The 26,242-nt window shown below is 66.4% G+C and carries 26 protein-coding genes, 1 tRNA gene and 1 other RNA gene; 12 read left to right on the top strand and 16 right to left on the bottom strand.

Annotated elements, in window-relative coordinates; translation table 11 throughout:
- Positions 1 to 34: 34 nt before the first annotated feature.
- Positions 35 to 385 carry a hypothetical protein gene (locus Q0R27_RS08575; RefSeq protein WP_293943356.1) on the bottom strand — a complete coding sequence of 117 codons (351 nt, stop codon included), beginning with the start codon at positions 383 to 385 and terminating at the stop codon, positions 35 to 37.
- A gap of 112 nt (positions 386 to 497) precedes the next feature.
- On the opposite strand from Q0R27_RS08575, the gene Q0R27_RS08570 reads away from it, so the two are divergent.
- Positions 498 to 1,220: an NYN domain-containing protein gene (locus tag Q0R27_RS08570; RefSeq protein ID WP_293943355.1), complete on the top strand. Its 723-nt coding sequence runs from the start codon at positions 498 to 500 to the stop codon at positions 1,218 to 1,220.
- A 263-nt stretch (positions 1,221 to 1,483) separates the two neighbouring features.
- Positions 1,484 to 1,930 carry a DoxX family protein gene (locus Q0R27_RS08565; RefSeq protein ID WP_293943353.1) on the top strand — a complete coding sequence of 149 codons (447 nt, stop codon included), beginning with the start codon at positions 1,484 to 1,486 and terminating at the stop codon, positions 1,928 to 1,930.
- Between the two features lie 21 nt (positions 1,931 to 1,951).
- Here the strand turns inward: Q0R27_RS08565 and ettA are convergent, their stop codons facing one another.
- The 9 genes from ettA to Q0R27_RS08520 all read right to left on the bottom strand — a co-directional run bounded on the left by ettA (position 1,952) and on the right by Q0R27_RS08520 (position 10,558).
- Positions 1,952 to 3,631: an energy-dependent translational throttle protein EttA gene (gene ettA, locus Q0R27_RS08560; RefSeq protein ID WP_293943351.1), complete on the bottom strand. Its 1,680-nt coding sequence runs from the start codon at positions 3,629 to 3,631 to the stop codon at positions 1,952 to 1,954.
- A 95-nt stretch (positions 3,632 to 3,726) separates the two neighbouring features.
- Complete coding sequence (locus tag Q0R27_RS08555; RefSeq protein ID WP_293943391.1) at positions 3,727 to 5,337, bottom strand: long-chain fatty acid--CoA ligase; 1,611 nt, start codon at positions 5,335 to 5,337, stop codon at positions 3,727 to 3,729.
- Positions 5,338 to 5,454: 117 nt separating this feature from the next.
- On the bottom strand, positions 5,455 to 5,778 hold the full coding sequence (locus Q0R27_RS08550; protein WP_293943349.1) for a YbaB/EbfC family nucleoid-associated protein: 324 nt from the start codon (positions 5,776 to 5,778) through the stop codon (positions 5,455 to 5,457).
- The gene (locus Q0R27_RS08545) at positions 5,765 to 7,411 is read right to left on the bottom strand and encodes a DNA polymerase III subunit gamma/tau (protein ID WP_293943346.1); all 1,647 of its coding nucleotides are present in this window, start codon (positions 7,409 to 7,411) and stop codon (positions 5,765 to 5,767) included. The genes Q0R27_RS08550 and Q0R27_RS08545 overlap by 14 nt, the downstream gene beginning before the upstream one ends.
- Before the next feature lie 65 nt (positions 7,412 to 7,476).
- An RNA gene (gene ffs, locus Q0R27_RS08540) (signal recognition particle sRNA small type) lies at positions 7,477 to 7,574 on the bottom strand.
- A gap of 57 nt (positions 7,575 to 7,631) precedes the next feature.
- Entirely contained in the window at positions 7,632 to 7,916 is a 285-nt protein-coding gene (locus tag Q0R27_RS08535) for a hypothetical protein (RefSeq protein WP_293943344.1), read from the bottom strand.
- 136 nt (positions 7,917 to 8,052) lie between these two features.
- The gene (locus Q0R27_RS08530) at positions 8,053 to 8,382 is read right to left on the bottom strand and encodes a 2Fe-2S iron-sulfur cluster-binding protein (RefSeq protein ID WP_293943342.1); all 330 of its coding nucleotides are present in this window, start codon (positions 8,380 to 8,382) and stop codon (positions 8,053 to 8,055) included.
- On the bottom strand, positions 8,379 to 9,491 hold the full coding sequence (locus Q0R27_RS08525) for a cysteine desulfurase family protein (RefSeq protein ID WP_293943340.1): 1,113 nt from the start codon (positions 9,489 to 9,491) through the stop codon (positions 8,379 to 8,381). Before Q0R27_RS08525 ends, Q0R27_RS08530 begins: the two co-directional genes overlap by 4 nt.
- Positions 9,488 to 10,558, bottom strand: coding sequence for an aminotransferase class V-fold PLP-dependent enzyme (locus Q0R27_RS08520; protein WP_293943338.1), 1,071 nt, complete (start codon positions 10,556 to 10,558; stop codon positions 9,488 to 9,490). The genes Q0R27_RS08525 and Q0R27_RS08520 overlap by 4 nt, the downstream gene beginning before the upstream one ends.
- A 90-nt stretch (positions 10,559 to 10,648) precedes the next feature.
- Between Q0R27_RS08520 and Q0R27_RS08515 the strand changes: the two genes are divergently transcribed.
- On the top strand, positions 10,649 to 11,302 hold the full coding sequence (locus tag Q0R27_RS08515) for an alpha/beta hydrolase (protein ID WP_293943337.1): 654 nt from the start codon (positions 10,649 to 10,651) through the stop codon (positions 11,300 to 11,302).
- Positions 11,303 to 11,316: 14 nt separating this feature from the next.
- On the opposite strand, the gene Q0R27_RS08510 is transcribed toward Q0R27_RS08515, so the two are convergent.
- Entirely contained in the window at positions 11,317 to 11,490 is a 174-nt protein-coding gene (locus tag Q0R27_RS08510; RefSeq protein WP_293943335.1) for a hypothetical protein, read from the bottom strand.
- Between the two features lie 52 nt (positions 11,491 to 11,542).
- Here Q0R27_RS08510 and Q0R27_RS08505 point away from each other — a divergent pair, with 52 nt between their 5' ends.
- From Q0R27_RS08505 to Q0R27_RS08490, 4 genes are all read left to right on the top strand, one after another.
- Positions 11,543 to 11,794 carry a hypothetical protein gene (locus Q0R27_RS08505; RefSeq protein WP_293943333.1) on the top strand — a complete coding sequence of 84 codons (252 nt, stop codon included), beginning with the start codon at positions 11,543 to 11,545 and terminating at the stop codon, positions 11,792 to 11,794.
- Positions 11,795 to 12,037: 243 nt separating this feature from the next.
- A complete protein-coding gene (locus Q0R27_RS08500) occupies positions 12,038 to 13,261 on the top strand; it encodes a type III PLP-dependent enzyme (protein WP_293943331.1) in 1,224 nt (407 codons plus the stop codon).
- 159 nt (positions 13,262 to 13,420) lie between these two features.
- Positions 13,421 to 14,473, top strand: a complete 1,053-nt coding sequence (locus Q0R27_RS08495; RefSeq protein WP_293943330.1) for a deoxyhypusine synthase — start codon at positions 13,421 to 13,423, stop codon at positions 14,471 to 14,473.
- 93 nt (positions 14,474 to 14,566) lie between these two features.
- Entirely contained in the window at positions 14,567 to 15,001 is a 435-nt protein-coding gene (locus Q0R27_RS08490) for an MAPEG family protein (protein WP_293943329.1), read from the top strand.
- A gap of 6 nt (positions 15,002 to 15,007) precedes the next feature.
- On the opposite strand, the gene Q0R27_RS08485 is transcribed toward Q0R27_RS08490, so the two are convergent.
- The 5 genes from Q0R27_RS08485 to Q0R27_RS08465 all read right to left on the bottom strand — a co-directional run bounded on the left by Q0R27_RS08485 (position 15,008) and on the right by Q0R27_RS08465 (position 21,644).
- Positions 15,008 to 16,192 (bottom strand): class I SAM-dependent RNA methyltransferase, encoded by a 1,185-nt coding sequence (locus Q0R27_RS08485; RefSeq protein ID WP_293943327.1) that lies wholly within the window; start codon positions 16,190 to 16,192, stop codon positions 15,008 to 15,010.
- Positions 16,189 to 17,523 carry an NAD(P)H-hydrate dehydratase gene (locus tag Q0R27_RS08480; protein WP_293943325.1) on the bottom strand — a complete coding sequence of 445 codons (1,335 nt, stop codon included), beginning with the start codon at positions 17,521 to 17,523 and terminating at the stop codon, positions 16,189 to 16,191. Before Q0R27_RS08480 ends, Q0R27_RS08485 begins: the two co-directional genes overlap by 4 nt.
- A complete protein-coding gene (locus Q0R27_RS08475) occupies positions 17,523 to 18,344 on the bottom strand; it encodes a 4-(cytidine 5'-diphospho)-2-C-methyl-D-erythritol kinase (RefSeq protein ID WP_293943323.1) in 822 nt (273 codons plus the stop codon). The genes Q0R27_RS08480 and Q0R27_RS08475 overlap by 1 nt, the downstream gene beginning before the upstream one ends.
- Complete coding sequence (locus Q0R27_RS08470; RefSeq protein ID WP_293943322.1) at positions 18,341 to 19,915, bottom strand: tetratricopeptide repeat protein; 1,575 nt, start codon at positions 19,913 to 19,915, stop codon at positions 18,341 to 18,343. Before Q0R27_RS08470 ends, Q0R27_RS08475 begins: the two co-directional genes overlap by 4 nt.
- Before the next feature lie 79 nt (positions 19,916 to 19,994).
- Positions 19,995 to 21,644: an electron transfer flavoprotein-ubiquinone oxidoreductase gene (locus tag Q0R27_RS08465; RefSeq protein WP_293943321.1), complete on the bottom strand. Its 1,650-nt coding sequence runs from the start codon at positions 21,642 to 21,644 to the stop codon at positions 19,995 to 19,997.
- 83 nt (positions 21,645 to 21,727) lie between these two features.
- Between Q0R27_RS08465 and Q0R27_RS08460 the strand changes: the two genes are divergently transcribed.
- From Q0R27_RS08460 to Q0R27_RS08440, 5 genes are all read left to right on the top strand, one after another.
- Entirely contained in the window at positions 21,728 to 22,435 is a 708-nt protein-coding gene (locus Q0R27_RS08460; protein WP_293943319.1) for a uracil-DNA glycosylase family protein, read from the top strand.
- Positions 22,435 to 24,225: a lytic transglycosylase domain-containing protein gene (locus Q0R27_RS08455; protein ID WP_293943317.1), complete on the top strand. Its 1,791-nt coding sequence runs from the start codon at positions 22,435 to 22,437 to the stop codon at positions 24,223 to 24,225. The genes Q0R27_RS08460 and Q0R27_RS08455 overlap by 1 nt, the downstream gene beginning before the upstream one ends.
- A 62-nt stretch (positions 24,226 to 24,287) precedes the next feature.
- Positions 24,288 to 25,358, top strand: coding sequence for a PA0069 family radical SAM protein (locus Q0R27_RS08450; protein WP_293943315.1), 1,071 nt, complete (start codon positions 24,288 to 24,290; stop codon positions 25,356 to 25,358).
- 61 nt (positions 25,359 to 25,419) lie between these two features.
- A complete protein-coding gene (locus tag Q0R27_RS08445) occupies positions 25,420 to 25,788 on the top strand; it encodes a hypothetical protein (protein WP_293943314.1) in 369 nt (122 codons plus the stop codon).
- 68 nt (positions 25,789 to 25,856) lie between these two features.
- A tRNA-Pro gene (locus Q0R27_RS08440) sits at positions 25,857 to 25,933 on the top strand.
- Positions 25,934 to 26,242: the final 309 nt, after the last annotated feature.

The raw sequence follows: 26,242 nt of genomic DNA, 5'->3' as shown, positions 1-26,242 counted from the left end.
GAGGAACTCCGCGCCGACGCTCAGTCATGGTAAATTAGCAGCGGGTATTATAGTCATAGATCGCGTTGCCGTTCCTATCGACATAGTAGCAATAGCCGCGCGTATCGCGGTAATATTGCTTGCCCTTCACGACCGCGCCGAGCACGCCGCCAAGTACTGCGCCGGCGATCGCGCCTCCGGCGACGCTAACGCCTGGAACGACCGCGCCGATGACGCCGCCGGCAACGCCGCCGATGACCGCGCCGGTGACCGCGCGACCGGCCTGGGTCTGCTGGCCGCTGCCGTAACCGCCGTTGTTGTAGCCGTACTGATCATAGGGGTTGGTCGCACAGGCCGACAGCGACAGTGCGCTGGCCAAGGTCGCGCCGAGTATAAGCTTTTTCATGTTCGTTCCTCTTAATCACCGTCCAATGCGGCAAAAGCGTCCGAAGGGGTCATTTCGTTCCGCCGCCGATGCGGTATGATCATCGAAACGGAGTCAGAAGATGAATGAACGATTGTCCGCGTCAGACCCAAGCCTCAATATCGCATTGCTGATCGACGCAGATAACGCCTCGCCCGAACACCTCGACGAAGTGCTGCTGGTGTTGAGCGAGCTCGGCACGATCAATATTCGCCGCGCGTATGGCAATTGGTCGAAACCCAGCCTCAAGACATGGGGCACGCTGACCGGGCTGCACTCGATCGTCCCGATGCAGCAGTTCGACATCGTCAAGGGCAAGTCGGCGACCGACATGCGGATGGTGATCGACGCGATGGACCTGCTTTACCGCGGTCACGTCGATGGATTCGGGATCATGTCGAGCGACAGCGACTTCCTGCCCCTCGCTCAGCGGATCCGCGAAGACGGGTTGCCAGTCTATGGCTTTGGCACGACCAAGACCCCCGTCAGCTTCCAGCAGGCGTGCACGCGCTTTTTCGACGTCGCCGCGCTGGCGATCGATGAAGCCGAGGCTCTCGAGGCGCCCAAGGCGAGCGAAGGCCAGCGGACGGTCGACGCCGAACTGCTCAAGATATTGGGATCGGCCTACAAGGCTTCGAAACGCGACGAGGAAGGCTTCGCTTCCCTGTCCGAAGTCGGCCAGCGCGCCACCGCCGTATCGAGTTTCGCGGTCCGTAACTATGGCTTCTCGCGACTGTCCGACCTGATCAAGGCGGTTCCCAATTTCGAGGTCAAAACCGGGACTGACGGGCGGCTGGCGGTGAAACGGCTGCGCTGACAGGAACGCGCATCCCGCCTGTTTGTTGTGTTCGGCACCCCTTCATCGTCAGTGGCCTGCTTTTACTCCGCCGCGCTGGCCTGGAATCTCTCCGCCGTTGACAGACCCTACTGGCCGGACACGGCGGGATAGGCTAGCATCGCTGTCTTGGCAGATAATTGTCGATGCCTGCGGGAACAGCGGGCAGGGGAATTGTCGGCGGATTGTGTAGCGTGACGAGGAGCGTCGCTGCTTCCGCGTCTCCCTGCACCAACGGGAGGTGGATGATGATCGACCAGGATTCGACGGGGCTCGATGGCCGTTGGACAACGTATGCGCTGAGCCTGCTGCGCATCGTGACGGCGCTGTTGTTTCTTCAGCATGGCACGAGCAAAATCCTGTCCTTTCCCGCAACCGCCGCAAGCGACCCGTCGATGTGGTCGCTGTTCTGGGTCGCCGGGTGGCTGGAACTGATCGGGAGCCTGCTGTTGGTCGTCGGCCTGTTCACCCGCCCGGTCGCCTTCCTGCTCACCGGCGAAATGGCGATCGGCTACTGGATAGTCCACGCGCCGAAATCGGTCTTCCCAGTGCTGAACGGGGGCGAATCGGCGGTCTTGTTCTGCTTCGTCTTCCTGCTGTTCGCGGCGACCGGTCCGGGCGAGTGGAGCATCGATGAGGTCCTGCGCAAGCGGCGAAGCGACAGCGACGGCTACTCTTCGCCCAGGATGTAAGCGCCACTGCCAGGAAGCGGCCTACCGCGTGAGCTTCTTGTAGCTCATGCGGTGCGGGCGGTCGGCTTCGGGCCCCATGCGGCGGCGTTTGTCTTCTTCGTACGCTTCGAAATTGCCCTCGAACCATTCGACGTGGCTGTCGCCCTCGAACGCGAGAATGTGCGTCGCGAGGCGATCAAGGAAGAAACGGTCATGGCTGATGACCACCGCGCAACCGGCGAAATTCTCGAGCGCTTCCTCGAGCGCGCGCAGCGTTTCGACGTCGAGGTCGTTGGTCGGCTCGTCGAGCAGCAGGACGTTGCCACCCTCCTTGAGCATCTTGGCGAGGTGAACGCGGTTGCGCTCGCCGCCTGACAGCTGGCCGACCTTCTTCTGCTGATCGACACCCTTGAAGTTGAACGCGCCGACATAGGCGCGGGTCTGAAGCTCCTGCTTGCCGATCGTCATGAGCTCGGCCCCACCCGAGATTTCTTCCCAGACATTCTTGTTCGGGTCGAGGTCGTCGCGGCTCTGGTCGACGAAGCCGAGGCGCACCGTCTCGCCGATCTTGACCGCGCCGTCGTCGGCGGTTTCCTGACCGGTGATAAGCTTGAACAGGGTCGACTTGCCCGCGCCGTTGGGCCCAATGACACCGACGATCCCGCCCGGCGGCAGGTTGAACGACAGGTCGTCGAACAGCAATTTGTCGCCATAGGCCTTGGTTAGGTTAACCGCCTCGATGACGTTGCCGCCGAGCCGGGTCGGGGTCTGGATGACGATCTGCGCCTTGCCGATGGTGCGCTTCTCTGATGCTTCGACGAGCGCGTCGAACGCCTTGATCCGCGCTTTGGACTTGGTCTGGCGCGCCTTGGGGCTCTGCCGGATCCACTCGAGTTCCTGAGTGATCGCCTTCTGGCGCCCTTCGTCCTCGCGGCCTTCCTGATCGAGCCGTTTGGCCTTCTTGTCGAGATAGGTCGAGTAATTGCCTTCGTAGATAAAGTATTTCCCGCGATCGAGTTCGAGGATCCAGTTGACGACATTGTCGAGGAAATAGCGGTCGTGGGTGACGAGGATGACGTTGCCGGGATAATCGACGAGATGTTTTTCGAGCCACTGGACGCTCTCTGCGTCGAGGTGGTTGGTCGGTTCATCGAGCAGCAGGATGCCCGGCTTCTGGAGCAGCAGCTTGGTCAGCGCGACACGGCGCTTCTCGCCGCCCGACAGGTTTGTGACGTCGGCATCGCCCGGCGGGCAGCGCAGCGCGTCCATCGCGATCTCGAGCTGGTTGTCGAGCGTCCAGCCATCGACCGCGTCGATCTTTTCCTGCAGCTCGCCCATCTCGGCCAGCAGCGCGTCGAAGTCAGCATCGGCGGGAGGATCGCCCATCAACATGCTGATTTCGTTGAATCGATCCATCATCGTGGCGACGTCCTTCACGCCTTCACGGACATTCTCCATGACAGTCTTGGTCGGGTCGAGCTGGGGCTCCTGCTCAAGATAGCCGACGGTGATATGCTCACCGGCCCAGGCCTCCCCGACGAACTCGGTGTCGCGGCCGGCCATGATCTTCATCAGGGTCGACTTGCCCGAACCGTTCGGGCCGACGATGCCGATCTTGGCGTCGGGGTAGAATTGCAGGCTGATGTTGCTCAGCACCGGCTTGGGAGCGCCGGGGAAGGTCTTCGACAAACTCTTCATCACATAAGAAAATTGGGCAGCCATGGCGGCGCGAGTCCTTCAACGAAAGCGATTTGGCAACGATAGGGATTTGCAGCGCCGACTAGCCGAGGAGTGGACGTGAATCCAGTGCGCTGTGGTCAAACCCGCCCGACCATCGCGGTCGCATCGGGAAATATGTACCCGGCGAACTGCTCGCGCAGGGTGCGCTTGAGCAATTTCCCGGTTGCGCTGTGGGGCAATTCGTCGACGAACTCGATGGCGTCGGGGAGCCACCATTTGGCGACCTGCGTAGAGAGGTAGGCACGGAGGGCGTCGGCGGTGACGTCACTCCCCTCGCGGCGCACCACCAGCAGCAGCGGGCGCTCGTCCCACTTGGGGTGCGGCAGCCCGATCGCCGCCGCCTCGGCGACGCCTGCGCAACCCAGCGCGGCATTTTCGAGCTCGATCGAGCTGATCCACTCGCCGCCGGACTTGATCACGTCCTTGGCGCGGTCGGTGATCTGCATCGTGCCGTCCGGATGAAGCGCGGCAATATCGCCGGTGTCGAACCAGTTGTCGGGCCCGACCGCGTCGTGGGTCTCGCGAAAATAGCGGCGGATGACCCACGGCCCGCGCACCTGCAGCCGGCCAGACCGGCCGCCATCGCGCGGAAGGACTGTGTCTTCCTCGTCGACGATCCGCATCTCGATGCCGAAGGGAACGCGACCCTGGTGCGAGACATACTCCAATTGCTCGGCAGGGTTCAGCTTTTCCCACCCCGCGGGCCGCCCGCCGAGCGAGCCGATCGGCGATGTCTCGGTCATCCCCCACGCATGGCCGACCTCGACTCCGCGCCGGGCGAACCAGTCGATCATCGCGCGCGGCGCCGCCGATCCGCCGATGGTGACGAACTTCAGCGCACCTAACTCAGCGCCGGTGCGCTCGATATGCTCGATCATCCCCAGCCACACCGTCGGCACCCCGGCCGAGTGGCTGACCGCTTCATCGCGGAACAGGTCGCACAGCTGCGCCGGGCGATAGTCGGCCGACAGCACCAGCTTGCAGCCGGTCAGAGGCGCCGCCCACGGCACGCCCCACGCGTTGGCGTGGAACATCGGAACGATCGGCATGACGCACGCCCGCGCCGACAGGTTGAAGCAGTCGGGCGCGACCTCAGCCAGCGCGTGGAGCATGGTCGAGCGATGGGAGTAGAGCACGCCCTTGGGGTTGCCGGTCGTTCCGCTGGTGTAGCACAGCCCGCACGGGTCGAGTTCGTCGCCCTCGACCCACGCATAATCGCCGTCATGGTCGGCGAGCCAGGGATCGAATGAGACATCACCCTCGGCGCCGGGCCCATCGAAGCAGACGAACCGCTCGATCGTGCCGAGCTGCGGCCTGACCCGTTCGATCGTCTCGGTGAACGCCCGGTCGTAAAGCAGCACCCGATCCCCGGCATGGTTGGCGATATAGATGAGCTGGTCGTCGTGGAGCCGCGGATTGATGGTGTGGAGCACGCCGCCCATCCCGATCGCGCCATACCAGGCGATGAGGTGGGAGGCGTGGTTCATCGCGAGCGTGGCGATGCGGTCTCCCGGCTTCAGCCCGGCGGCCTCGAGCGCCTGCGCCATGCGCCGCGCGTCGTGCGCAACGGAGCGCCAGTCAGTGCGGGTAATCTCGCCGCCCGACCAAGCGCTGACAATTTCGCGTGACCCGTGTTCGCGCGCGGCGTGGTCGACCAGTCGCATAACCCGCAGCGACCAGTCCTGCATTGCTCCCAATGATGTCACCGAGCGTTCCCCAAGCCACGCGTTCAACCGAGCGCGCGCACCTTGCCCGCAACCGCCCCGTTAACGCAAGCCGGGCCGACTCGCCGGCACCGGAACGCCTTAGAACGGCATCTTGAACCCCGGCGGCAGCGCCATCCCCGACGTCACCTTCTGCATCTCGAGGCCTGCGGCGGCGTCGGCCTTGGTCCGGGCGTCGTTAATGGCGGCGGCTATCAGATCCTCGCACATCGATTTCTCGGACGGCTGCATCAGTGTGTCGTCGAGCGTAACGCCGAGAATGCGCCCCTTGGCGGTCGCGCGGATCCGCACCAAACCACCGCCCGAAACGCCCTCGACCTCGATTGTGTCGAGCTTGTCCTGCGCACGCTGGAGTTCGACCTGAGCCTCCTGCGCCATTTTCATGATGTCATCAAAGTCGGGCATGGGCGGGGCCTTTCGTGGTCAGGGTTTCTAGTGTCGCGTCGGGAAAGGCGGCGAGCAGCGCCTTCATCGCCGGCTCTTCGAGCACCGCGGCACGCTCGCGCTCCTCGGCCATGCGCGTTTGCTCGTGCAACGAAGGTTCGCCGCCGGCATCGGTAAACCTGATTTCCCAATCAGTTCCGGTGGTTTCCTTCGCCTCGGCGGAAAGTTCGCGGGCGAAGTCAGGCCCGAGCGGACGCAGCGGGCGCAGCACCAGTTCGCCGGGCGCATAGCTGACGAGCCCGACATGATCGCGCAGCTGGATGCCAAGCCGCATCCGTCCGGCATCTTCGAGCTGCTCGACCAGCGCCGGGAAGTTTTCGGGCAATCGTGAGGCCGGCGCCTGCCGGGGCGCCGAAGTGCGCGCGGCCGGAGCGGTGGCACTCATCCCGTCCCCGGTCGCCAGCCGCGCCATTAGCGCCGCGGGATCGGGCAGGTCGGCGGCATGGACCAGGCGCAGCAGGGCCATCGTCGCCGCTTCCTGCGGATCCGGTGCGACGGTGACATCCTGCAGCCCCTTGAGCAGCAATTGCCACAACCGATGAAGCACCGCCCAGCCGAGCTTGCCGGCGGATTGTGCGGCGGCCTCGCGCTCCTCGGCGGACTGGAGCAGATCCTCCGGCGCGCCGGCCTTGGCGCGAGTCACGGCATGGACCGTCTCCATCAGCCCACGCATCAGCGCCGCCGGGTCGAGCCCGAGCGCATGCGCCTCGTCGAGTTGCGCCAGCGTTGCCGCGGCATCGCCCTCGAGCAACACCGCGAACAGCCGTCGCACTCGCCCGCGATCGGCCAGCCCGAGCATGTCGCGGACCTCGGCTGCGGTGACCTTCCCCTCCCCATGCGCGATCGCCTGGTCGAGGATCGACAACCCATCGCGCGCCGATCCCTCGGCGGCGCGGGCGATGACCGCGAGGGCCTCGGGCTCAACCTCGACCCCTTCGGCGGCCGAAACCTTCGCGAAAAGATCGGTCAATGACTCGGCCGAGATGCGCTTTAAATCGAACCGCTGGCAGCGCGACAGGATCGTCACCGGAACCTTCGCCACCTCGGTCGTCGCCATCAGGAATTTCACATGCGCGGGCGGTTCCTCGAGAGTCTTCAAAAGCGCGTTGAACGCCGGTTTTGTCATCATGTGGACTTCGTCGATGATGTAGATTTTGAACCGGGCGGACACGGCGGAATAGCGGACTGATTCAATCATTTCACGAACGTCGTCGACGCCATTGTGCGAAGCGGCGTCAATCTCGAGGACATCGATAAAGCGTCCCTCGGTTATCGCACGGCACGGGTCGCAGACGCCGCACGGTTCGATCGTCGGACCGCCGGTGCCGTCGGGCCCGATGCAATTGAGCGCCTTGGCGACGAGGCGTGCGGTCGAGGTCTTGCCGACCCCGCGCACGCCGGTGAGCAGGAAGGCATGCGCGATCCGGCCGCTCGCGATGGCGTTGCCGAGCGTGGTGACCATCGCATCCTGGCCGATCAGCTCGCCGAACGACTGCGGGCGGTATTTACGGGCGAGGACGCGGTAGGCGCCGGGCACTGGCGGGGGCGCTTCCGGCAGGTCGAGGCCGAGGCCGGGTGATTCGTCGTCGGTCATTTGCGATGGTCTAGGCGAGTGGTCGCCCATCGTCATCCCCGCGCGCAGCTGCTCTTGGTCGCGCGAAGGGTGGGAGCCGGAACGACCCGGAGCGAAATCCTTGTGGCTGCTTCCTTCCGGATCTGACCAGGTTGGGGACAGCACCGCCCGCCCGACTCCCGGGCGGCATATGGGGGAATTGGCGCGCTCGATCAACCATCACCAGGCGCGCCGCTTCGGCCTACCTGTTGTGGCGGGTGCGGCAGACATGGACCTTCTTGCCGTGGCGCATCTGGGTGTAGCATTTGCGGTGCATCTTGTGGTTGCCGCGCATGGTCGTGTGGGTCACGCTGCCGGTCTTGCGCATGGTCGAGCTCGTCATCGTACTGTTGTGCATGACGCTGCCGGTTGTGCGGTTCATCTCCATCGGCGGCTTGGTCGTCGTCGACTGCATCGTCGTCGTGGTCGACTGGGCGAGCGCGCCGGTAGCGAGCAGGCTGGCGGCGATACCGATCAATAGTTTCATGTGTCTCTCCCTCAGGGCCATTACGCGACCCAACAATATAACCATCGAACGCGCACTTGCGTTCCTGCCGACGGCGCCGGTCTTTGGCCTGCCGACGGCGCCGGTCTTTGGCCTGCCGACGGCGCCGGTCTTTGGCCTACCGGCGGCGCCAGTCTTTGGTTGCACTGGGCATGCGCACTGTCAGCTGGCCTTCGGGCAGCGCGACCTGGCACGCGAGGCGCGAGGTGCGGGTCACCCCGACGGCGAGGTCGAGCAGGTCGTCCTCTTCCTCGCTGGCGCGCGGCAGTCGCTCGAAATCCTCCGCCGCGATGATGACGTGGCAGGTCGAGCAGGCCATCTGCCCTTCGCACGCGCCCTCGAGCGGCTGGCCCTCGGCCTGGGCAAGGTCGAGCAGGTTGGCCCCGGCAGGCGCCTCGATGTCGCGCTCGACGCTGCCGTCGACGCGAAGGAAACGGACGCGGGTCATGCCGGCAGGACCGATTGAGAACGGGCGGCTTCGTCGAGCCGGGTGCAGGCGGCAATCATGTCCTCGAGCGTCGTGTAGCGCCCAAAGCCGAGACGGATCGAGGAGCGTGCCGCGCGATCGTTCAGTCCGAGTGCGCGCAGTACATGGCTCGGCCGCCCCGAACCGCTGGCGCAGGCCGAACCGAGCGAAAAGGCGATGTCGCGGCAGTCGGACAGCAAACGCGCCCCATCGAGCCCCGACCGCGAGAGGTTGAGGTTGCCGTGGTAGCGCACCGCCGTGCTGCCATTGATCGTCCAGTCGGAGCCGAGCGTTTCCCGCGCCGCATTCCACAGCTGTTCGACGTGCACCGCGTCATCGTCCGCCCGCGCGAGCGACAGCGCCGCCGCCGCGCCGAAACCGACGCACAGCGCGGGCGACGAGGTCCCCGAGCGCAGTCCCTGTTCCTGCCCGCCACCGTGAAGCAGCGGCGCCGGCTCGCACCCGTTTCGCATCCACAGCGCACCAATGCCCTTGGGACCGTGGACCTTGTGTGCCGAGACGGCGATGAGGTCGGGCCCGTCGGGGATCGGCACCCGCCCCAGCGCTTGCACCGCATCGCACAACAACATCGCGCCAGCTGCGTGCGCGAGGCGGGCGAGGTCGGCAATCGGCTGAATCACGCCAATCTCGTTGTTGACGAGCATCGCCGCGACGAGCGCGGTCTCGCCGTCGATCGCGGCCTCGGCCAGCGCGAGATCGACCAGTCCGTTGGCTTCGACCGGAAGGCGGATGACCTCGACCCCCTGCTCCTTGAGCCAATCGGCGGTGTCGAGCACGGCGGCATGTTCGGTCGCGATCGTAACCAGCTTGCGCCGCTTTGAGCGCTCGAAAATCCCCTTCAGCGCCCAGTTTATTGCCTCGGTCGCGCCCGAGGTGAAGGCGAGCTTCCCGCCCGTGGCACCAATAGTGCGGTCGACCTGGCCCCGCGCAACCTCGATCGCCGCCGCCGCCTCGCGCCCGGCCCGCGACGGGCTGTGCGGGTTGGCGAAGCGCTCCTCGATCCACGGCGCCATTGCTTGCGCGGCTTCGGGCGCGACCGGGGTGGTCGCCTGGTAATCGAGATAGATCATGCGGCGCGCTGGCGCTGGGCGATGCGCGTGAATTCGGCGAGGAACGCATCGATCTCGACCTCCCTGGTGGCCGGCCCGAAGCTGATTCGGATCGTGCCCCCGGCGATGTCCGGCGCGACGCCCATCGCGGCGAGCACCCGGCTCGGCTTCATCGACCCCGACGAGCAGGCACTTCCCGCGCTGACCGCGAAACCGGCGAGGTCGAGCTGGACGAGGAGGCTCGCCGAACTTGCGCCGGGAATGGCGACCGCGCCGATCGTGGCGATGCGCGGGCTGTTGTGGGCGATGATCACCCCGCCCGCCGCCCGAACGTCGTCCTCGAGCTGCTGGCGAAGCGCGGTTAGGCGCGGCATCGCGTCGCGGAACGCACCGCTCGCCAATGCCGCGGCAAACCCCGTCGCCGAGGGCATATCCTGCGTTCCGCGGCGATACCCTTTCTCTTGCCCGCCCGACGGTTCGAGCGTCGCAAGATCGCGCACCAGCAGTGCCCCTACCCCCGGCGGCCCGCCCAACTTGTGCGCCGAAACCGCGATGAAATCGGCGTCGGGCAGGTCGAGCTTGCCCGCCCCCTGCGCGCAGTCGGCCAGCAACAGCGAGCCTGCCGCCCGCACTCGCGCACCAATTTCTCCGAGCGGCTGGATCACCCCGGTCTCGTTGTTGACCATCTGGATCGCGACCAGTGCGGGACCGGCGCCAAGCGCCGCGTCTAGTTCGGCGAGATCCACCACGCCCTCGCGATCCACCGAAATGACGCGCGCCTGCTCGCCCATCGCGTAAGGTACGATGTCATGTTCGGTCGCACTCAGGATCCGCCCGGGAACCTTCGCCCTTTGCGCGGCAATCGTCACCGCTTCGCTCGCGCCGGAGGTCAGGATGACGTCATGCCGCCACCCCAGCGCCTCCGCGATCGTCTCGCGCGCCCGCTCAAGCGCCGCCCGCGCTGCGCGCCCGTCGGCATGGGGCGAGCTCGGATTGGCCCATGCCTCGAACGCCGCCGCAACCGCCGCTCGGGCTTCGGGCAGCACAGGGGTCGTCGCGGCATGATCGAGATAGGTTCGGCGGCTCATGCCGGTGGAATACCCTGAAGATTGCGCTTGGGGTCGCCAAGCCTATATAGCTTCGGCGTTCTCCCGCCACCCTCTAGCGTACCGAGCCCCATGCCCGAAGTTATTTTCCCCGGTCCCGAAGGCCGTCTCGAAGGCCGTTTCAATCCGGGGCCGCGCCCGCGCGCGCCGGTCGCACTGATTCTTCACTCGCACCCGCAGGCCGGGGGCACGATGAACAACAAGATCGTGCAGCTGCTTTATCAAACGTTCGTTCGTCGCGGCTTTGCGACCCTCCGCTTCAACTTCCGCGGGGTCGGCAAGAGCCAGGGGCTGTTCGACAATGGCATCGGCGAATTGTCCGACGCCGCCTCGGCGCTCGACTGGGTCCAGTCGATCCACCCGGAAGCGGAGACGACTTGGGTCGCCGGAGTCAGCTTCGGAGCGTGGATCGGAATGCAGCTGCTGATGCGCCGCCCCGAGATCAAGGGTTTTATCTCGATCGCCCCGCCGGCCAACATGTACGACTTCAGCTTCCTCGCGCCTTGCCCGTCGTCGGGCATCATCGTCCAGGGCGAGGCTGACGAGGTCGTCACCCCGATCGCGGTCCAGAAGCTGGTCGACAAGCTGCGCACCCAACGCCACATCACCATCCACCACGACACCATCCCGGGCGCCAACCACTTCTTCGCCAACGAGATGCCGCTGCTGATGGGCAGCGTCGACAATTACCTCGACATGCGGCTCGACAAGGATTTCAAGCGCTGATCGTGAGCCGCTGATCAGAGCGTCCAGATCAGCACATTCGCGATCAACACCAGCGCGGCGGCGACCATCAGCAGCCCGCGCTGGCGGGTTCCGGGATCGCCCTTGAGCGCCAGTCGCACCCCAACTCCGCCCAACAGGAAGGCGGCGATCATCGCAAGCGCCATCCCCGCATTGCTTATTGCGTGCATTTTTCCTGCCCCTTTTTATGATCGGTTAACCGACTTCGCCTAATATACGCTCATGCCCGAGCTCCAACGCCAGGTTCGCCTAGACGAGGCATTCGAACGGATCGAAGAAACGATCTTGCCGTGCATTGCCATGCTGCTGGAATCCTTGATAGATGCCGCGGCCGGCATTGGAACGACGGATCCCAAGGCGCTCGCCGCCGAACTTCGAACCCTCGCCGCCGAGCTCGAAATGCTGACCCAGGCGGTCGAGCGATACAACCCGGTTCAGGTCGATCCGGGTGAGGTTCGCCTCGCCATCGGCTGAGCATGGCCTCATCGGCAGGTTCGTTGCCGCCTGCCTCAGCCTGCATGGCCCAAGAGACTGATTTCACGAGACTATCGGCAAAGCGAGTGGAGCGTCCGCTAAATCGTTCCGCTTCACGATCCGCGCGGTTCCATTAGCTGTTGCATCGTCGGCCCCCCGCCCATATATCGCCTCCCTCGCTGCCCCATGGGACTTCCAACCGCAAGGCAGCTTTCGTGAACTGACTGTTGGAGGTCCCTTGAATTGCACAAGCATCATCGCGCGCTGGGGCTAGCGAAAGCCCCGTCCGTCGGCATCGCCAATGCTGCCGAGATCGCCAAGCTCCGTCCGGTGCAGCCGGTTACGTTGCTACGTCCGCATGCCGCCCGTCGGGCCGCCCGTTACTTCGTCGAGAAGTTTCCGGGGCGCGCCTTGTATGCGGTCAAAGCGAACCCGTCGCCGGAGTTGCTGAAGCTCCTGTGGGCGGAAGGCGTGACGCATTATGATGTCGCTTCACTCGGCGAAGTGCGCCTGGTGGCGGAGACGCTGCCGGAGTCGACCCTGTGCTTCATGCACCCGGTCAAGGCCGAGGAAGCGATCGCCGAGGCTTATTTCAAGCATGGCGTGAAGACCTTCAGCCTCGACGCGATGGGCGAACTCGACAAGATCATGAGCGCCACTCGCGGCGCGACCGATCTCAGCCTGCTCGTGCGCATTCAGGTCAGTTCGGACCACAGCAAGCTCAGCCTCGCGACTAAATTCGGCGCCGATCCGTCAGAGCTTACCCGCCTGCTGTTCGCTACCCGCCAGGCGGCGGATGCGATGGGCATCTGCTTCCATGTGGGAAGCCAGGCGATGAACCCGGCGGCTTACTCTGAAGCGATGAGCCGGGTGCGTGACGCGATCGTCGACGCGGCGATCACGGTCGACATCGTCGATGTCGGCGGAGGTTTCCCGTCGTCCTATCCGGGGATGGAGCCGCCGCCACTCGAAGCCTATTTCGACGTCATTCACCGGACGTTCGAGGCGCTGCCGATCAGCTATTCGGCTGAGCTGTGGTGCGAGCCGGGGCGGGCGTTGTGTGCCGAATATGCCAGCGTGCTGGTGCGCGTCGAAAAGCGCCGCGGCGATGAGCTGTACATCAACGACGGCGCCTATGGCGCGCTGTTCGACGCGGCGCATATCGCGTGGCGCTATCCGGTGGCGTTGGTCCGCGAACCAGCGAGCGACGTGCGGTCGATGCCGTTCAGCTTCTACGGCCCGACGTGCGACGATCTCGACCATATGGTGGGTCCGTTCGAACTGCCCGGGGATGTCCGTGCCGGCGATTACATCGAGATCGGCATGCTCGGCGCCTATGGCTGCGCGATGCGCACCCAATTCAACGGGTTCACGGTCGGCGAGAATGTGATCGTCGAGGACGAGCCAATGGCGAGCCTTTACGGAGCGGTCGCGACGGAAACGCGTTCCAACGTCGTGAAGCTGTAAACTTCGATCGTCACCCCCGCGAAAGCGGGGATCCATCTCGAGCGGCTTGACTCCTTGGCGGCGGTCAGGAGATGGGTTCCCGCGTTCACGGGATTGACGCGTTGTGGGTATTCCCCGTCCCCTTATGACGGTGAGTCCAAGCGAAGTGGAAGACTGACCATGAACACCCCGATCAACGACACCCGCAAGGCCGAGCTGCTCTCGAGCGTCGTCGAGCATATCGACATCACCAGCTTCGACGCGCGCCCGATCGTTGAGGCGATGGGCAAGATGTCGTTCACCAGCCGCGACCTCGCGCGCGCCACCAGCCTGTACAACCAGATGCTCGAGGACGAGAGCTGCTCGATCATCCTCGTCATCGCCGGCTCGACCTCGGCCGGCGGTTGCATGGACTTATATGCCGAGCTCGTCCGCTCCAATATGGTCGACGCGATCGTCGCTACCGGCGCCACCATCGTCGACATGGATTTCTTCGAAGCGCTTGGTCACAAGCACTACCAAGCGCTTGAAATCCCTGACGACGACACGCTGCGCTCTCTCTACATCGACCGCATTTACGACACCTATATCGACGAGACGCAGCTCCAGGATTGCGACTTCACGATCGGCAAGATCGCCAACAGTCTCGAGCCCAAGCCCTATTCGTCGCGCGCGTTCATTCGCGAGATGGGCAAGTGGCTATCCGAGGGCAACGGCAAGAAGGACAACAGCCTGGTCAAGCTCGCTTACGAGCATGACGTCCCGATCTTCTGCCCGGCATTCGTCGACTCGTCGGCCGGCTTCGGCCTCGTCAAGCACCAGGTCGACCGCATGAAGGAGGGCAAGCCTTATATGGTGCTCGACGCCATCGCCGACTTCCGCGAGCTGACCGACATCAAGATCAAGGCGGGCACTACAGGCCTGCTGATGATCGGCGGCGGGGTGCCGAAGAACTTCACCCAGGACACCGTCGTCTGCGCCGAGATCCTCGGCCATCACGATGTCGAGGTGCACAAATACGCGGTGCAGATCACCGTCGCCGACGTGCGCGACGGGGCCTGCTCGTCGTCGACGCTGCAGGAGGCGGCGAGCTGGGGCAAGGTGTCAACCGCGATGGAGCAGATGGTGTTCGCCGAAGCGACCTCGGTCCTGCCGCTGCTGGCCAGCGACGCCTGGCACCGGGGCGCGTGGAAGACTCGGGCGAAGCGCGCCTTCGCGAAGATGTTCGACTAGGATCCTTCCCCTCCCGCCAGCGTGGGAGGGGGAGGGTTGCGTTCCGCCAACTTCTCACCCACCTTCTCCCCTTCACTAGGGGGAGAAACACTGATGACTCATGACCCGCTGCTCGGACCGATCGTCGCGCTCGTCGCCTGGTCGATCGTAATGCTGTGTTGGATGGTGGTCACGCGGATGCCGGCACTCAAGAAGGTCGGCATCGACCTCTCGACCATCGTTGGCGGCAAGCCCGGCGCACTCGACGGGGTCGTCGACGACAAGGCGCAGTGGAAGGCGCACAATTATATCCACCTGATGGAACAGCCGACGCTGTTCTACGCGATCGTCTTCGCGCTGATCCTGATGGGCCAGAGCTTCCCGCTCAACGTCGGGCTCGCCTGGACTTATGTCGGCCTCCGGATCGCGCACAGCATCGTCCAGGCAACGTGGAATCGCATCCTCGTTCGCTTCATCCTGTTCGCGCTGTCCACGCTGTGCCTCCTCGCACTGACGCTCCACGCCGCGATCGGCCTCCTCCACAGCTGACGCGCCTCAGCGGCTGAAGCAACTGGCCAGTTCGATGTGGGTCGACCAGCGGAACTGGCCGACCGGCTGCACCCACAGCAGCCGGTAGCCGCCGCCGACCAGCGTCTCGGCATCGCGCGCGAAGGTTGCCGGGTTGCAGCCGACATAAGCGATGCGGTCAACGGTCGAGGCGGCGAGCGTGGCGACCTGCTCGGCCGCGCCGGCCCTCGGCGGATCGAGAACGACGGCGTCGAAGCCACTGAGTTCGTTCGCTTGAAGCGGGTTGCGATAGAGGTCGCGGTGCGCGGTTGTGACGGGGCGCCCTGCCATGCTTGCAGCCGCCTTCAGCGCCAGGATTGCCTCGCGCGATGCTTCGGCGGCGGCGACTTCGCCATCGACAGCGAGCGCAAAGGTCCCGAGCCCGGCGAACAGGTCGGCGAGCTTGAGCGCACCGTCGGTCGCCTCGCGAACCGCCGCGACCAACGCCGCCTCCCCTCCGCTCGTTGCCTGAAGGAATGCGCCGACCGGCAGGGCCACCCCCACCTCCGACAAAGTCACCGTTGCCGGCACCGGCTCGTAGCGCACCTCGGCGCCATATCCCTCGTCGAGCGAAAGCCGCGCGAGGCGATGTTTTTCGCCGAACGCGGTGAGCACCTCGGCCGCCGCCAGCCCATCCGCTTCGACCCCGGCAAGACCGACGTCGACCCCCTGATCCGCCAGGGTCAGCTGGACGCTCGCCATCCGCTTTGGCTTGAGTATCGATGCCAGTAAACCGCGCAGCGGTGCGACCAGCGCGAACAGTTCGGGAGCGAGGACATGACATTCGCGCAGGTCGACGACCCGCTTCGACTGGCCTTCGTGAAACCCGATCGCCACCCCGCCGCCCGAGCGGAGCGCATGGAGCGAGGCGCGGCGGCGTGAGCGCGGCGGCGAGAGCATGGCAGAGCGAATCTGTGTCTCGATCCCGTGCTGCGCGAGCGCGCCGGTGATGCGCTGCTCGCAGTAAGTGGCGTAGGCGGCGTCGGTGAGGTGCTGGAGCTGGCACCCGCCGCACTTGGGGAAATGGCGGCACGGCGGCGCTTGATGACCGAGGCCCGGCTCGATCGTGCCGTCGTCAAGGAGCAGGTCGCCCGGCGCGGCAAAGGGGGCGTGGCGCCCGCTCGCCGTGACCCCGTCTCCCCGCGCCGCGATGCGGACGATCGGCTCGCTCACTTGAGCGCTTCGATCAAATCGTCAGCGATCATCGTCGGGCCGGCCCGCTCGGCGGCGCGGCCGTGAAGCCAGACGCCGGCGCAGGCCGCCTCGAACGAGGGCAGGCCCCTTGCCCGCATCGCGGCAATGATCCCGGCAAGGACATCGCCCGTTCCGGCGCTGGCGAGCCAGGCCGGCGCGGGCGGGGCGAAGCCGACGCGACCGTCGGGCGCGGCGACGATGGTGTCGGGGCCCTTGTAAACGATGACGGCGCCGCTGGCCTGCGCGGCGGCGAGAGTCTGGTTCACCTTGCTTCCGGGGAGGGCGCCGAACAGCTTGGCGAACTCGCCGGCGTGGGGGGTGACAATGGTGTCATGGCCGCGAAGGCGCTCAGGCTCGCCGACTAGGCCGATCGCGTCGGCGTCGATCAACACCGGGCGTCCGCCGGTCAGCGCGAGGGTCAGGACCGGCGGGATGTCACCGAGACCGGGGCCGACGACGAGGCAGCCGATCTTCGGGTCGCTGACCTCAGCCGTCTCCGTCTGGACGATCGCCGACGGGAGGTTGTCAATCGGTCGCGAGGTGCTGATGCGGACATAGCCTGCGCCAGCACGAGCGGCGGCGTGGGCCGAGAGCGCGATCGCACCGGGCATCTGGCCGGCGAGCAAGTGGACCAGGCCGCGGCTGTATTTGTGGCCGGCGGGGTCAAGTGCGGGGAGGTCGGGCTCGCCGATCTCGAACCAGCTGGTGTCGGTGCGAATGCCGATGTCGGCGAGGACGACCCGCCCGCAGTGGTACATCGCCGGGGCGAGGCGGTGGGCGGGCTTCAGCGCGCCGAAGGTTACGGTAAGCTGTGCCTCGACTATCTCGGAGAGCAGCGCGCCCGAATCGCTGTCGACCCCGCTTGGCAGGTCGCAGGCGACGCACAATCGCGACGCTGACGAAAGTCTGATAAGTGCTTCGAGCGCAATGCCTTCCACGCCTTTTTTCAGGCCGGTTCCAAACAGGCAATCGATCAGCAGCGGGGCTCGCGATGTCATCGCCGAGAGTGGTTCGACCCCGCCGTTCCACCGTCCCGCCGCCCATCTCGCCGCATCGGTTTTCGGATCGCCCAATGCGGCCACTCGCACCGCCACGCCGCGTTCCGCGAGGTGCCGCGCGGCGACATAACCGTCTCCGCCGTTATTGCCCGGCCCGCACAGGATCAGCGTGTCCATGCCGCCCGTGAACCGCCACGCAGCCTCGGCCAGCGCGGCCCCGGCGCGCTCCATCAACTCGGTCTCCGACGTGCCGGCGGCGATCGCGGCCGCATCGGCGGCGCGCATCGCGGCGGCGGTGAGGATCGGGCGCATCAGCGAAGCACCGTGGCGAGGTGCCACCATTCAGCGGGGACGGCGGCAGCGGCGGAGTCGCGGCTGGCCTCGCCGTCGAACAGCGCGAAGCAGGTCGCGCCCGAACCCGACATGCGGACGACGGTCGCGCCCGGTTGTCCATCGAGCCAGTCGACCAGCTCGCCGATGACGGGAACCAGCGTTCGGGCGGGCGCTTCGAGGTCGTTTCGTCCGTCCCGCCATTCGCCAAGCGGACCGAGGTCATTGCCATCCCAGCCTGCGAAGACGTCGCGGGTCGACAAGGCGATGTGCGGAGCGACCAGCAACACGGGCGCTCCCGAAATGCCCGCGTCCAGCAGGCGCAATGCGTCGCCCGTCCCCTCGCCACGTGACGTCATGCTCAGTAAACAGGCGGGAACGTCGCTGCCGAGCGCCGGGGCGACACGGGCTGCATGAGCCGGATCGATGCTCCACAGCCTGGTCAGCAATCGCAGCGTCGCCGCCGCATCCGCCGATCCACCACCGATGCCGGAGGCGACCGGCAGCTTCTTGTGCAGCCGCAAGGCGGCATTGGCCGGGATCCCCGCCGCATCCGCCAGTGCCCGCGCCGCGCGCACGACGAGGTTGTCGTCCCCGTCCGCCAGCGCATCCGCGAATGGCCCGTCAACGGTCAGGCTCAGCCCCTCGCCAGCCATGGCCTCGACCCGGTCGCCATCCAGGCAGAAGGCGAACACCGTCTCGATGTCATGGCGTCCATCGGGCCGACGCCCGCGGATGTGAAGCGCTAGGTTGAGCTTTGCGGGGGCAAGCTCGGTCAGCACCGCGGGAACGTCCTCGCTCAAGGTGCGGCCGTCGCGGGTCCCAGCCCTTGCTCGATCTTGGCCTTGATCCGCGCCGCTTCCTTGTCCTCGGCGGTGACCAGTGCCGCGCGCCACGCGAACCGCGCCTCAAAGCGCCGCCCGGCGGTGTACAGCGCATCGCCGAGATGCTCGCCGATCTCGCTCTGCGCCGGATCGCCAGCCGCCGCCTTCTCGAGCGTCGCGATCGCCTCGCTGACCTTGCCGCGCTTGTAGAGCGCCCAGCCGAGCGAGTCGGTGATCGACGCGTCGCTTGGCCTGAGTTCGCTGGCCTTGCGGATCATCGCCTCGGCGGCGTCGATATCCTCGCCGTGGGTCAGCTTGGCATAGCCGAGGAAGTTAAGCAGCAGCGGCTGGTCGGGCGCGAGCGTCATCGCCTTTTCGACCGCCGCGCGCGCTTCGGGCCAGCGGCCGGCTTCTTCCAGCGAGCTTCCCGCGAGCAGGTAGGCGGTCCAGGCCTCGCTCGAGCCCGGTCCGTTGGCGGGCATCGCGGCAACCGCGCGGAGATAGGCGTCGGCCGCCTCGCCGTGGCGTTCCATCGCTTCGTACGTATCGCCGAGCCGGACGAAATCGACACTGTCGGCGTCGCGCGCTGATGCCGCCGCGCGGGCGATGGCGAGCGCATCGTCATCGCGCCGCGCCTTCAGCAAAGACCGCACCCGCGCGTCGCGCGCCTGAGCGATGAGGAAATCGTCGGCGGGGACAGTTGCGAACGCCGCCAACGCGTCGTTGCTGCGCCCGGCCTGGTCCAGCAGCAGGCCGAGCACGATCGACGATTCGTTGTTGTCGGGCATCGCGTAACGCGCAACCTGGGCGAGCGCGATCGGCAGGGCCTGGTCGTCCTGGCGATTGAGGCTGATCGCCAGCCCGAGCAGCACTTCGGCGAGCGCGCTGACCGGCGTATCGATTCGGCGGCCGATCGACTGACCGGCGGCGATGCGAGCACGCGCGACGGCGAGGCCCCGCCCCTGCCCTTCGAGCATCACCAAGGCGCGTGGCCGATCGCCGGCGGCTCGGAACGCTTCCGCCAGTTCGAGGCGAACTCGGGTCTCGCGACCGCCGGCGCTGGCGACGGCGCGGCGGGCGAAGGGTTCGGCTTCGGCGGAGCGATTCAGCGCGGCGAGGATCAGTGCGCGCTGCTCGGGGACGAATGCGCCGAGCGGGCCGTTGGCGGGAATGAGGCCGATGGTCGTGACCGCGCCTGCATCTCCGCGCATGACCTGGTCCCAGGCGCGAACCAGCGGGCCCATGAACGACAGGTCGGGTGTCTGGCCGGGGGTCTCGAGCGACGCCAGCGCCAGAGTGACCCGGCCCGCGCGCAGGTCGTCGGCAACGAGCAGGAGCCGCGCGTCGAGCGACAATTCCTTTGCCGGAAGGCCCCGCGCGACCTTGAGCGCCAAGGGGAAATTGCCCGCCGCAATCGCGCCATCGAGTGCGCGCTGGGCGATTGTCGGGTCGGCCGGATCGGCGGCGGCGAGACCGGCGAACAGCTGGGCCGCGCGCGCCTCGTCGCCGACCGCCTCGGCCGCACGCGCCTGAACATAGGCGCGCAGCAAATCGTCGCCGGGCGGACGCCGAACCGCTGCCGCCGACGGAGCGGCGACGGCGGCGGCGAGGACGAGCGCCAGTGCAAGACTACATGTTCGGGTAATTGGGGCCTCCGCCGCCTTCGGGCACGACCCAGTTGATGTTCTGGGTCGGGTCCTTGATGTCGCACGTCTTGCAGTGGACGCAGTTTTGCGCGTTGATCTGAAGCCGCGGATCGCCTGTCTCCTGTCCCACGATCTCGTAAACGCCCGCCGGACAATATCGGCTCTCCGGGCTGTCGTAGAGCGCGAGATTGACGGTGATCGGGACGCGAGCATCCTTCAGCGTCAGGTGGACCGGCTGGTCCTCCTCATGGTTGGTGTTCGACAGGAACACCGACGACAGTCGGTCGAAGGTCAGCACCCCGTCGGGCTTCGGATAGGTTTTCGCATGGACCTGATCGGTGCGGCGGAGCGTCGTATGGTCGGCGTGGTGCTTGAAGGTCCACGGCACACCGATGCGCAAGTGATTGAGCCAAAGGTCGAGCCCGGCGTAGATCGTCCCCGCGGTCGCGCCGAACTTGGTCACGGCGGGCTGGGCGTTGCGGACGGTCTTGAGTTCCTTGGCGATCCAGCTTGAGCGCAGCGCCGGCTCATAGTCGGTAAGTTCGTCGCCGCGACGATCCGCGACAACCGCGGCGAAGGCGGCCTCGGCGGCGAGCATGCCCGACTTCATCGCGGTGTGGCTGCCCTTGATGCGCGGCACGTTGAGAAACCCCGCGGCGCAACCGATCAGCGCCCCGCCGGGAAAGGCGAGCTTTGGAATCGCCTGCCACCCGCCCTCGTTGATCGCGCGCGCTCCGTACGAGACGCGCTTGCCCCCGAGGATCTCGGCGGCGATCGCGGGATGGGTCTTCCACTGCTGGAACTCCTCGAACGGGGACAGCGTCGGGTTCTGGTAGTCTAGTGCGATCACGAAGCCCAAGGCGATCTGGTTATTCTCCTGATGATAGAGGAACCCCCCGCCCCATGCGTCGTCGAGCGGCCAGCCCTGCGTGTGGATAACGCGGCCGGGCTGATGCTGCGCGGCAGGAACGTCCCATAGCTCCTTGGTCCCGATACCATAAACTTGCGGCCCGCTCTTGGCGCGCAAGTCGAATATCCGCGTCAGTTCCTTGGTCAAATGGCCCCGCGCGCCTTCGGCCATAAAGGTGTAGCGCGCGTGGATCTCCATCCCCGGCTGCCAGTCGGGCTTGCGCGTGCCATCCCGCGCGATGCCCATGTCACCGGTCGCGACGCCCTTCACCGAGCCGTCGTCGTTGAACAGGATTTCGGCTGCGGCGAAGCCGGGGAAAATCTCGACCCCGAGCTCCTCGGCCTGTCCCGACAGCCAACGACAGAAGTTGGCGAGGCTGACGGTGTAGGTGCCCTTGTTGTCGAGGAACCCCGGCATCATGAGGTGCGGAAGGTTGTACTTGCCCTTTTTCGTGAGCACCCAGTGGAGGTTCTGGGTCACCGGGACGGTGAGCGGCGAGCCCTTGTCCTTCCAGTCGGGGATCAGCTCGTCGAGCGCGATCGGATCGACCACCGCGCCCGAGAGGATATGCGCGCCGATCTCGCTGCCTTTTTCGAGGATGCAGACGGAGATCTCGCGGTCGGCGGCTACGGCAAGCTGTTTCAGGCGGATCGCCGCTGAAAGCCCCGCCGGCCCGCCGCCGACGATGACGACGTCATACTCCATCGATTCGCGCTCGCTCACCGCAATTCCTCTCGGCCTATCCCGTCCAGCCCTGCCAATTCCTTGACCGCATCGTCAATGGTCGTGACAAGGCGGCGATGGTAGTGAGCACCGACGAATTAACCTGCGGCGATGCGGCGAAGCTGTTGCGCTGGTGGCTCGACGCTGGGGTCGATGTGGCGATTGCCGAGGAGCCGCGCAACTGGCTCAAGGCTGCCGGGTCGTCGCGCGGCGCTCAGGTCGCACCGGAAATCGCGGCGCCGAGCCCGGCGGAATTGCCCGCCGATTATGAAAGTTTCCGTGCCTGGCTCGAGACTAGCACCGGCCTGCCGCTCGATCACAGCGGCGCGCGGCGCATCCTGCCGCACGGGCTGCCCGGTGCAAGGATCATGCTGCTGAGCGACGTTCCCGCGCGCGAGGACGCCGCCGACAGCCAGCCGATCGGCGGCGAGGCATGGTTGCTCGCTAACCGGATGCTCGCTGCGATCAAGCTCACACCCGACGATGCCTACAGCGCGTCGCTCGCCTGCTTCCATGTCCCCGGTGCGCGGCTCGGCGACGCGGAACTGGAGCGCTGCGGCGAGATCGCCCGGCGCCATGTCGCACTGGTCAAGCCCGAGCGGCTGCTGCTGTTCGGTGAGGCACCTGCCCGCGTCCTCCTCGGCCATTCGCTGCGCGATGCGCGCGGCCATGTCCACAAAGTCGAGGGGGTGCGCACCGTCGCGACTTACCACCCGCGCTGGCTGCTTCAGCGGCCGGCCGACAAGGCGCTGGCGTGGCGCGACCTGTTATTGCTGATGGACGAGGCTTGATGCTGTCACTCACGCTGCTCCTGCTTGCGTCCCAGCAGGATCCCCTCGCCCCGCTCGAAACCGCACCAACGATCAGCGCGCCGGTCTCGAAGCCGATTGTGCTGAGGCCGCCGGTCGTGGCCAGGCCGCCGCTTGTTGAAAAGCCGCCGCTCGTCGTCAGGCCACCAATCTCATCGCCGCCCGCGGTAACGCCGCCAACCATACTTCCCGCTGTCCCGCTTGTCGTCCCGAAGGATTGGCCAGCGGTCTTCGCCGCGATCCGGACGAGCGACTGGGCGGGGGCCGCCGCCGGGATCGCCGCGCTCCCCGACGGTCCGTTGAAGCCGGTCGCGAAGGCCGAACTCTACACCGCGAAAGGATCGCCCGCGGTCAGCGTCGACGATTTGCAGGCGCTGATCGGAGCAGCCCCCGAGCTTCCCCAAGCCGAACAGCTCGAGCGGCTTGCCGCCAGCCGCGGCTCGATCCAGCTGCTCGCCATCCCCGAGCAACCGGTCATCGGCCTCGGCGCCGGGCCGCGCCGGGGACGCGCGAAAGCGGTCGTCGGCGACCCGATCGCGGACCAGCTTCGCCCAATGCTCGATCCGCTGCTCAAGTTCGATTCGGCCGATTCAGCCGAGGCGCTGATGCTGCAGAGTACGCTGTTGATGACTCCCGAAGGCCGCGCCGAAGCCGCGCAGCGCGTCGCGTGGAGCTTTTACGCGCTCGGCCGCGATGCCGATGCGGTGCGCGTCGCCGAGGCCGGGCGGGTCGGCGCGACCGGGGACTGGGCGGTCGCGGCGTCGTGGGTCTCGGGACTGGCGTCATGGCGTCTCGGCGACTGTACCGCCGCTCAGGCGCGCTTCCGCGACGTCGCGACCCAGGCGCGCGAAACCGAACTGTCCGCCGCAGCCTATTACTGGGCCGCCCGCGCCGCTCAGACCTGCCGCCAGCCTGAAGCGGTTGGGCCGCTGCTGAAAGCCGCCGCTCGCTCACCCGAAAGCTTTTACGGCCTCGTCGCGCGCGAAACGCTTGGCCAATCGACCCGCCTCCCCGCCGCGGCACCGGCCGATACCAGTGCAGTCGAATCTCTCCCCAACGTCCGACGCGCGGTGGCATTCGCGGCGATCGGCGAACGCGGACTCGCCGAGGAAGCGCTGCGCCACCAGGCGCGCATCGGCCGCCCGTCTGACCAGCGCGCATTGATCGCGATCGCGAGGCAGCTCGATCTCGCCGGGGTACAATATTGGCTCGCCACCAACGGCCAGCCCGGAACATCGGTCGAGCCCGCCTTGCGCTACCCGCGCCCACGGTGGACCCCGCAGAACGGCTGGCGGATCGACCCGGCGCTCGCCTATGGCCACGTCATCCAGGAATCGAATTTCCGCAGTGGCGCGGTGAGTTCGGCGGGCGCGGTCGGGCTGATGCAGGTCCGACCGGGTACCGCTGGCGACACCGCGAGAGCACGCGGGACCGCGTTCGATCCCTCCTATTTGACCGATCCTACCGTCAATCTCGACTATGGCCAGGCGTTCATCGAGCTGCTGCGCACCCACCCCGCCACGCGCGGCCAGCTCCCCCGCGTGATCGCCGCCTACAATGCCGGCCCGCTTCCGGTCGACCGGTGGAGCGCGATCAACGACAAGGGCGATCCGCTGCTGTGGATTGAGAGCATCCCCTATTGGGAAACCCGCTATTACGTGCCCGCGGTGTTGCGCAACATGTGGGTCTACCAGGGGCTGGCCGGCGCCGAGCAGCCGAGCCTGAAGGCCATCGCCGAGCATAAATGGCCGGCTTTCCCGACCAACCGTTAGCGACACCAGCTTGCGGCGGAACGGCTATTGTTCCTTGTCTGTTCTCACAATATGATCCGTCCATGCCGGTCGAGTCGAAACAGGGGCGCGGGACGACGCGCAATGCGACGCCGACGCGGTTCAACCTGCCGCAGCGGGTGGCCGACGGCGACTGGCTCGACAGCGTCGAAGGCCTCGACGGGATCGCACCGCGACGGACCACGGTGACGATCGAGAAACCCAAGTCGATCCTGACTCGCAACGCCTCGCCCGACATCGGTTTCGACCGCAGTGTCAATCCCTATCGCGGGTGCGAGCATGGCTGCATTTACTGTTTCGCCCGGCCGACCCACGCCTATCACGACCTGTCGCCGGGAGTAGATTTCGAGAGCCGGCTGTTCGCCAAACCTGACGCCGCCAAGCTGCTCCACGCCGCGCTGTCGCGCCCGGGCTATGAGGCAAAGCCGATCGCGCTCGGCACCAATACCGATCCCTACCAGCCAATCGAGGAGCGGTTCCGGATCACTCGCTCGATCCTCGAATTGCTGCTCGAGACGCGACACCCGTTCACGATAACGACCAAGTCGGACCGGGTGGTGCGCGACCTCGACATCCTTGTGCCCGCCGCCAGACTCGGCATCGCGGCGGTGGCGATATCGGTGACGTCACTCGACCCCGCGCTCCACCGCACGCTCGAACCCCGCGCGCCGTCAGCGGCCAAGCGCCTCGCCGCGATCCGCACGCTGGTCGACGCCGGCGTGCCGACGATCGTCGCGATCGCCCCGGTGGTGCCGCGGATCACCGACCATGAACTGGAAGCGATCGTCGAGGCCGCCGTCGCCCACGGCGCGCGCGGCGGCTTCTATCTGCCCGTCCGCCTCCCGCACGAAGTCGCGCCGCTGTTCCGCGCGTGGCTCGACGATCATTTCCCCGACCGGGCGGCCAAGGTCATGGCGACAATCCGCTCGCTGCGGGGCGGGCGCGACAACGACCCCGATTTCTTCAGCCGCATGCGCGGCCAAGGAGTGTGGGCCGACTTGCTGCGCACCCGGTTCGAGAAAGCGAGCAAGCGCTTCGGCCTAACTCAGACGCGCTTCAACCTGCGGACCGACCTGTTCGAACCTCCGCCCGGCGACCAATTACGGCTGCTTTAAGCGACCTTACGGAGCCGAAATGGCCTCCGCCGCGTTAATGCGCCAAACCAAGGAGACAAACATGCGTGCCCTGCTTCCGCTACTGCTGCTGCCCGCGATGGCGCTCGGCGCCTGCGAGGTGACCAAGGATCCGCAGAATAACAGCTCGACGGTGACCCTGTCGGGCGATGCCGCGAAGAACGGCACGGCGTCGGCGCTCAACGGCGCGTCGAAGGCGGTCGACAGCGCCGCGATCAAGATCAACGACGTCAGCAACAACGCCGGCGAGGTCCGCACCGGCCTGTCGAACCTGACCGCCAGCGCGAACAAGCTTGGCCAGTCGGTCGACCATGCCGCCGACAGCCTCGGCAATGCGGTCGACGGCAAGCACCGCGTCGAGGTTACGACCGGCAAGACCACGACCACGACCTCAACGACCGCGAAAAAGTAGGCGCGCCCGCGCGCTCGTGGGAAAAAGTAGCGCCGCCGCGCGAGACTTGTTAGAGGCCCGCGACCAGTCGGGGAGTGGCGCAGCCTGGTAGCGCATCTGCTTTGGGAGCAGAGGGTCGCAGGTTCGAATCCTGTCTCCCCGACCACTTTTTCCCCGGAAAGAGCCTATTTCAGGGGCTTCTGCGTATCGAGCGCCCGGGGCTGTGTATCCGCCGTGTATCCGAGTGACCCCGCCCCCGCGTCGACCACGGAGAATGAAGGGTATTCGCGAGCTTGCCTATACGCAGCGCTCATTCTTAAGCGGGTCTTAGGTTCGACCCCAGGTGCCTCCACCATTACTCCAGTAGCTTGACCTCGGCGAAGGCGATTGGGGGGCACCGACGCCCCACCGCATGCGCCTTTCCAGTTATTTCCGCGCAGCGTCCGCTGCTGAGCGAAGTTCGACGGCACGGATA

The sequence above is a fragment of the Sphingomonas sp. genome, assembly GCF_025362505.1.
Taxonomy (GTDB): domain Bacteria; phylum Pseudomonadota; class Alphaproteobacteria; order Sphingomonadales; family Sphingomonadaceae; genus Sphingomicrobium.
This window is presented reverse-complemented; position numbering and strand designations above follow the sequence as displayed.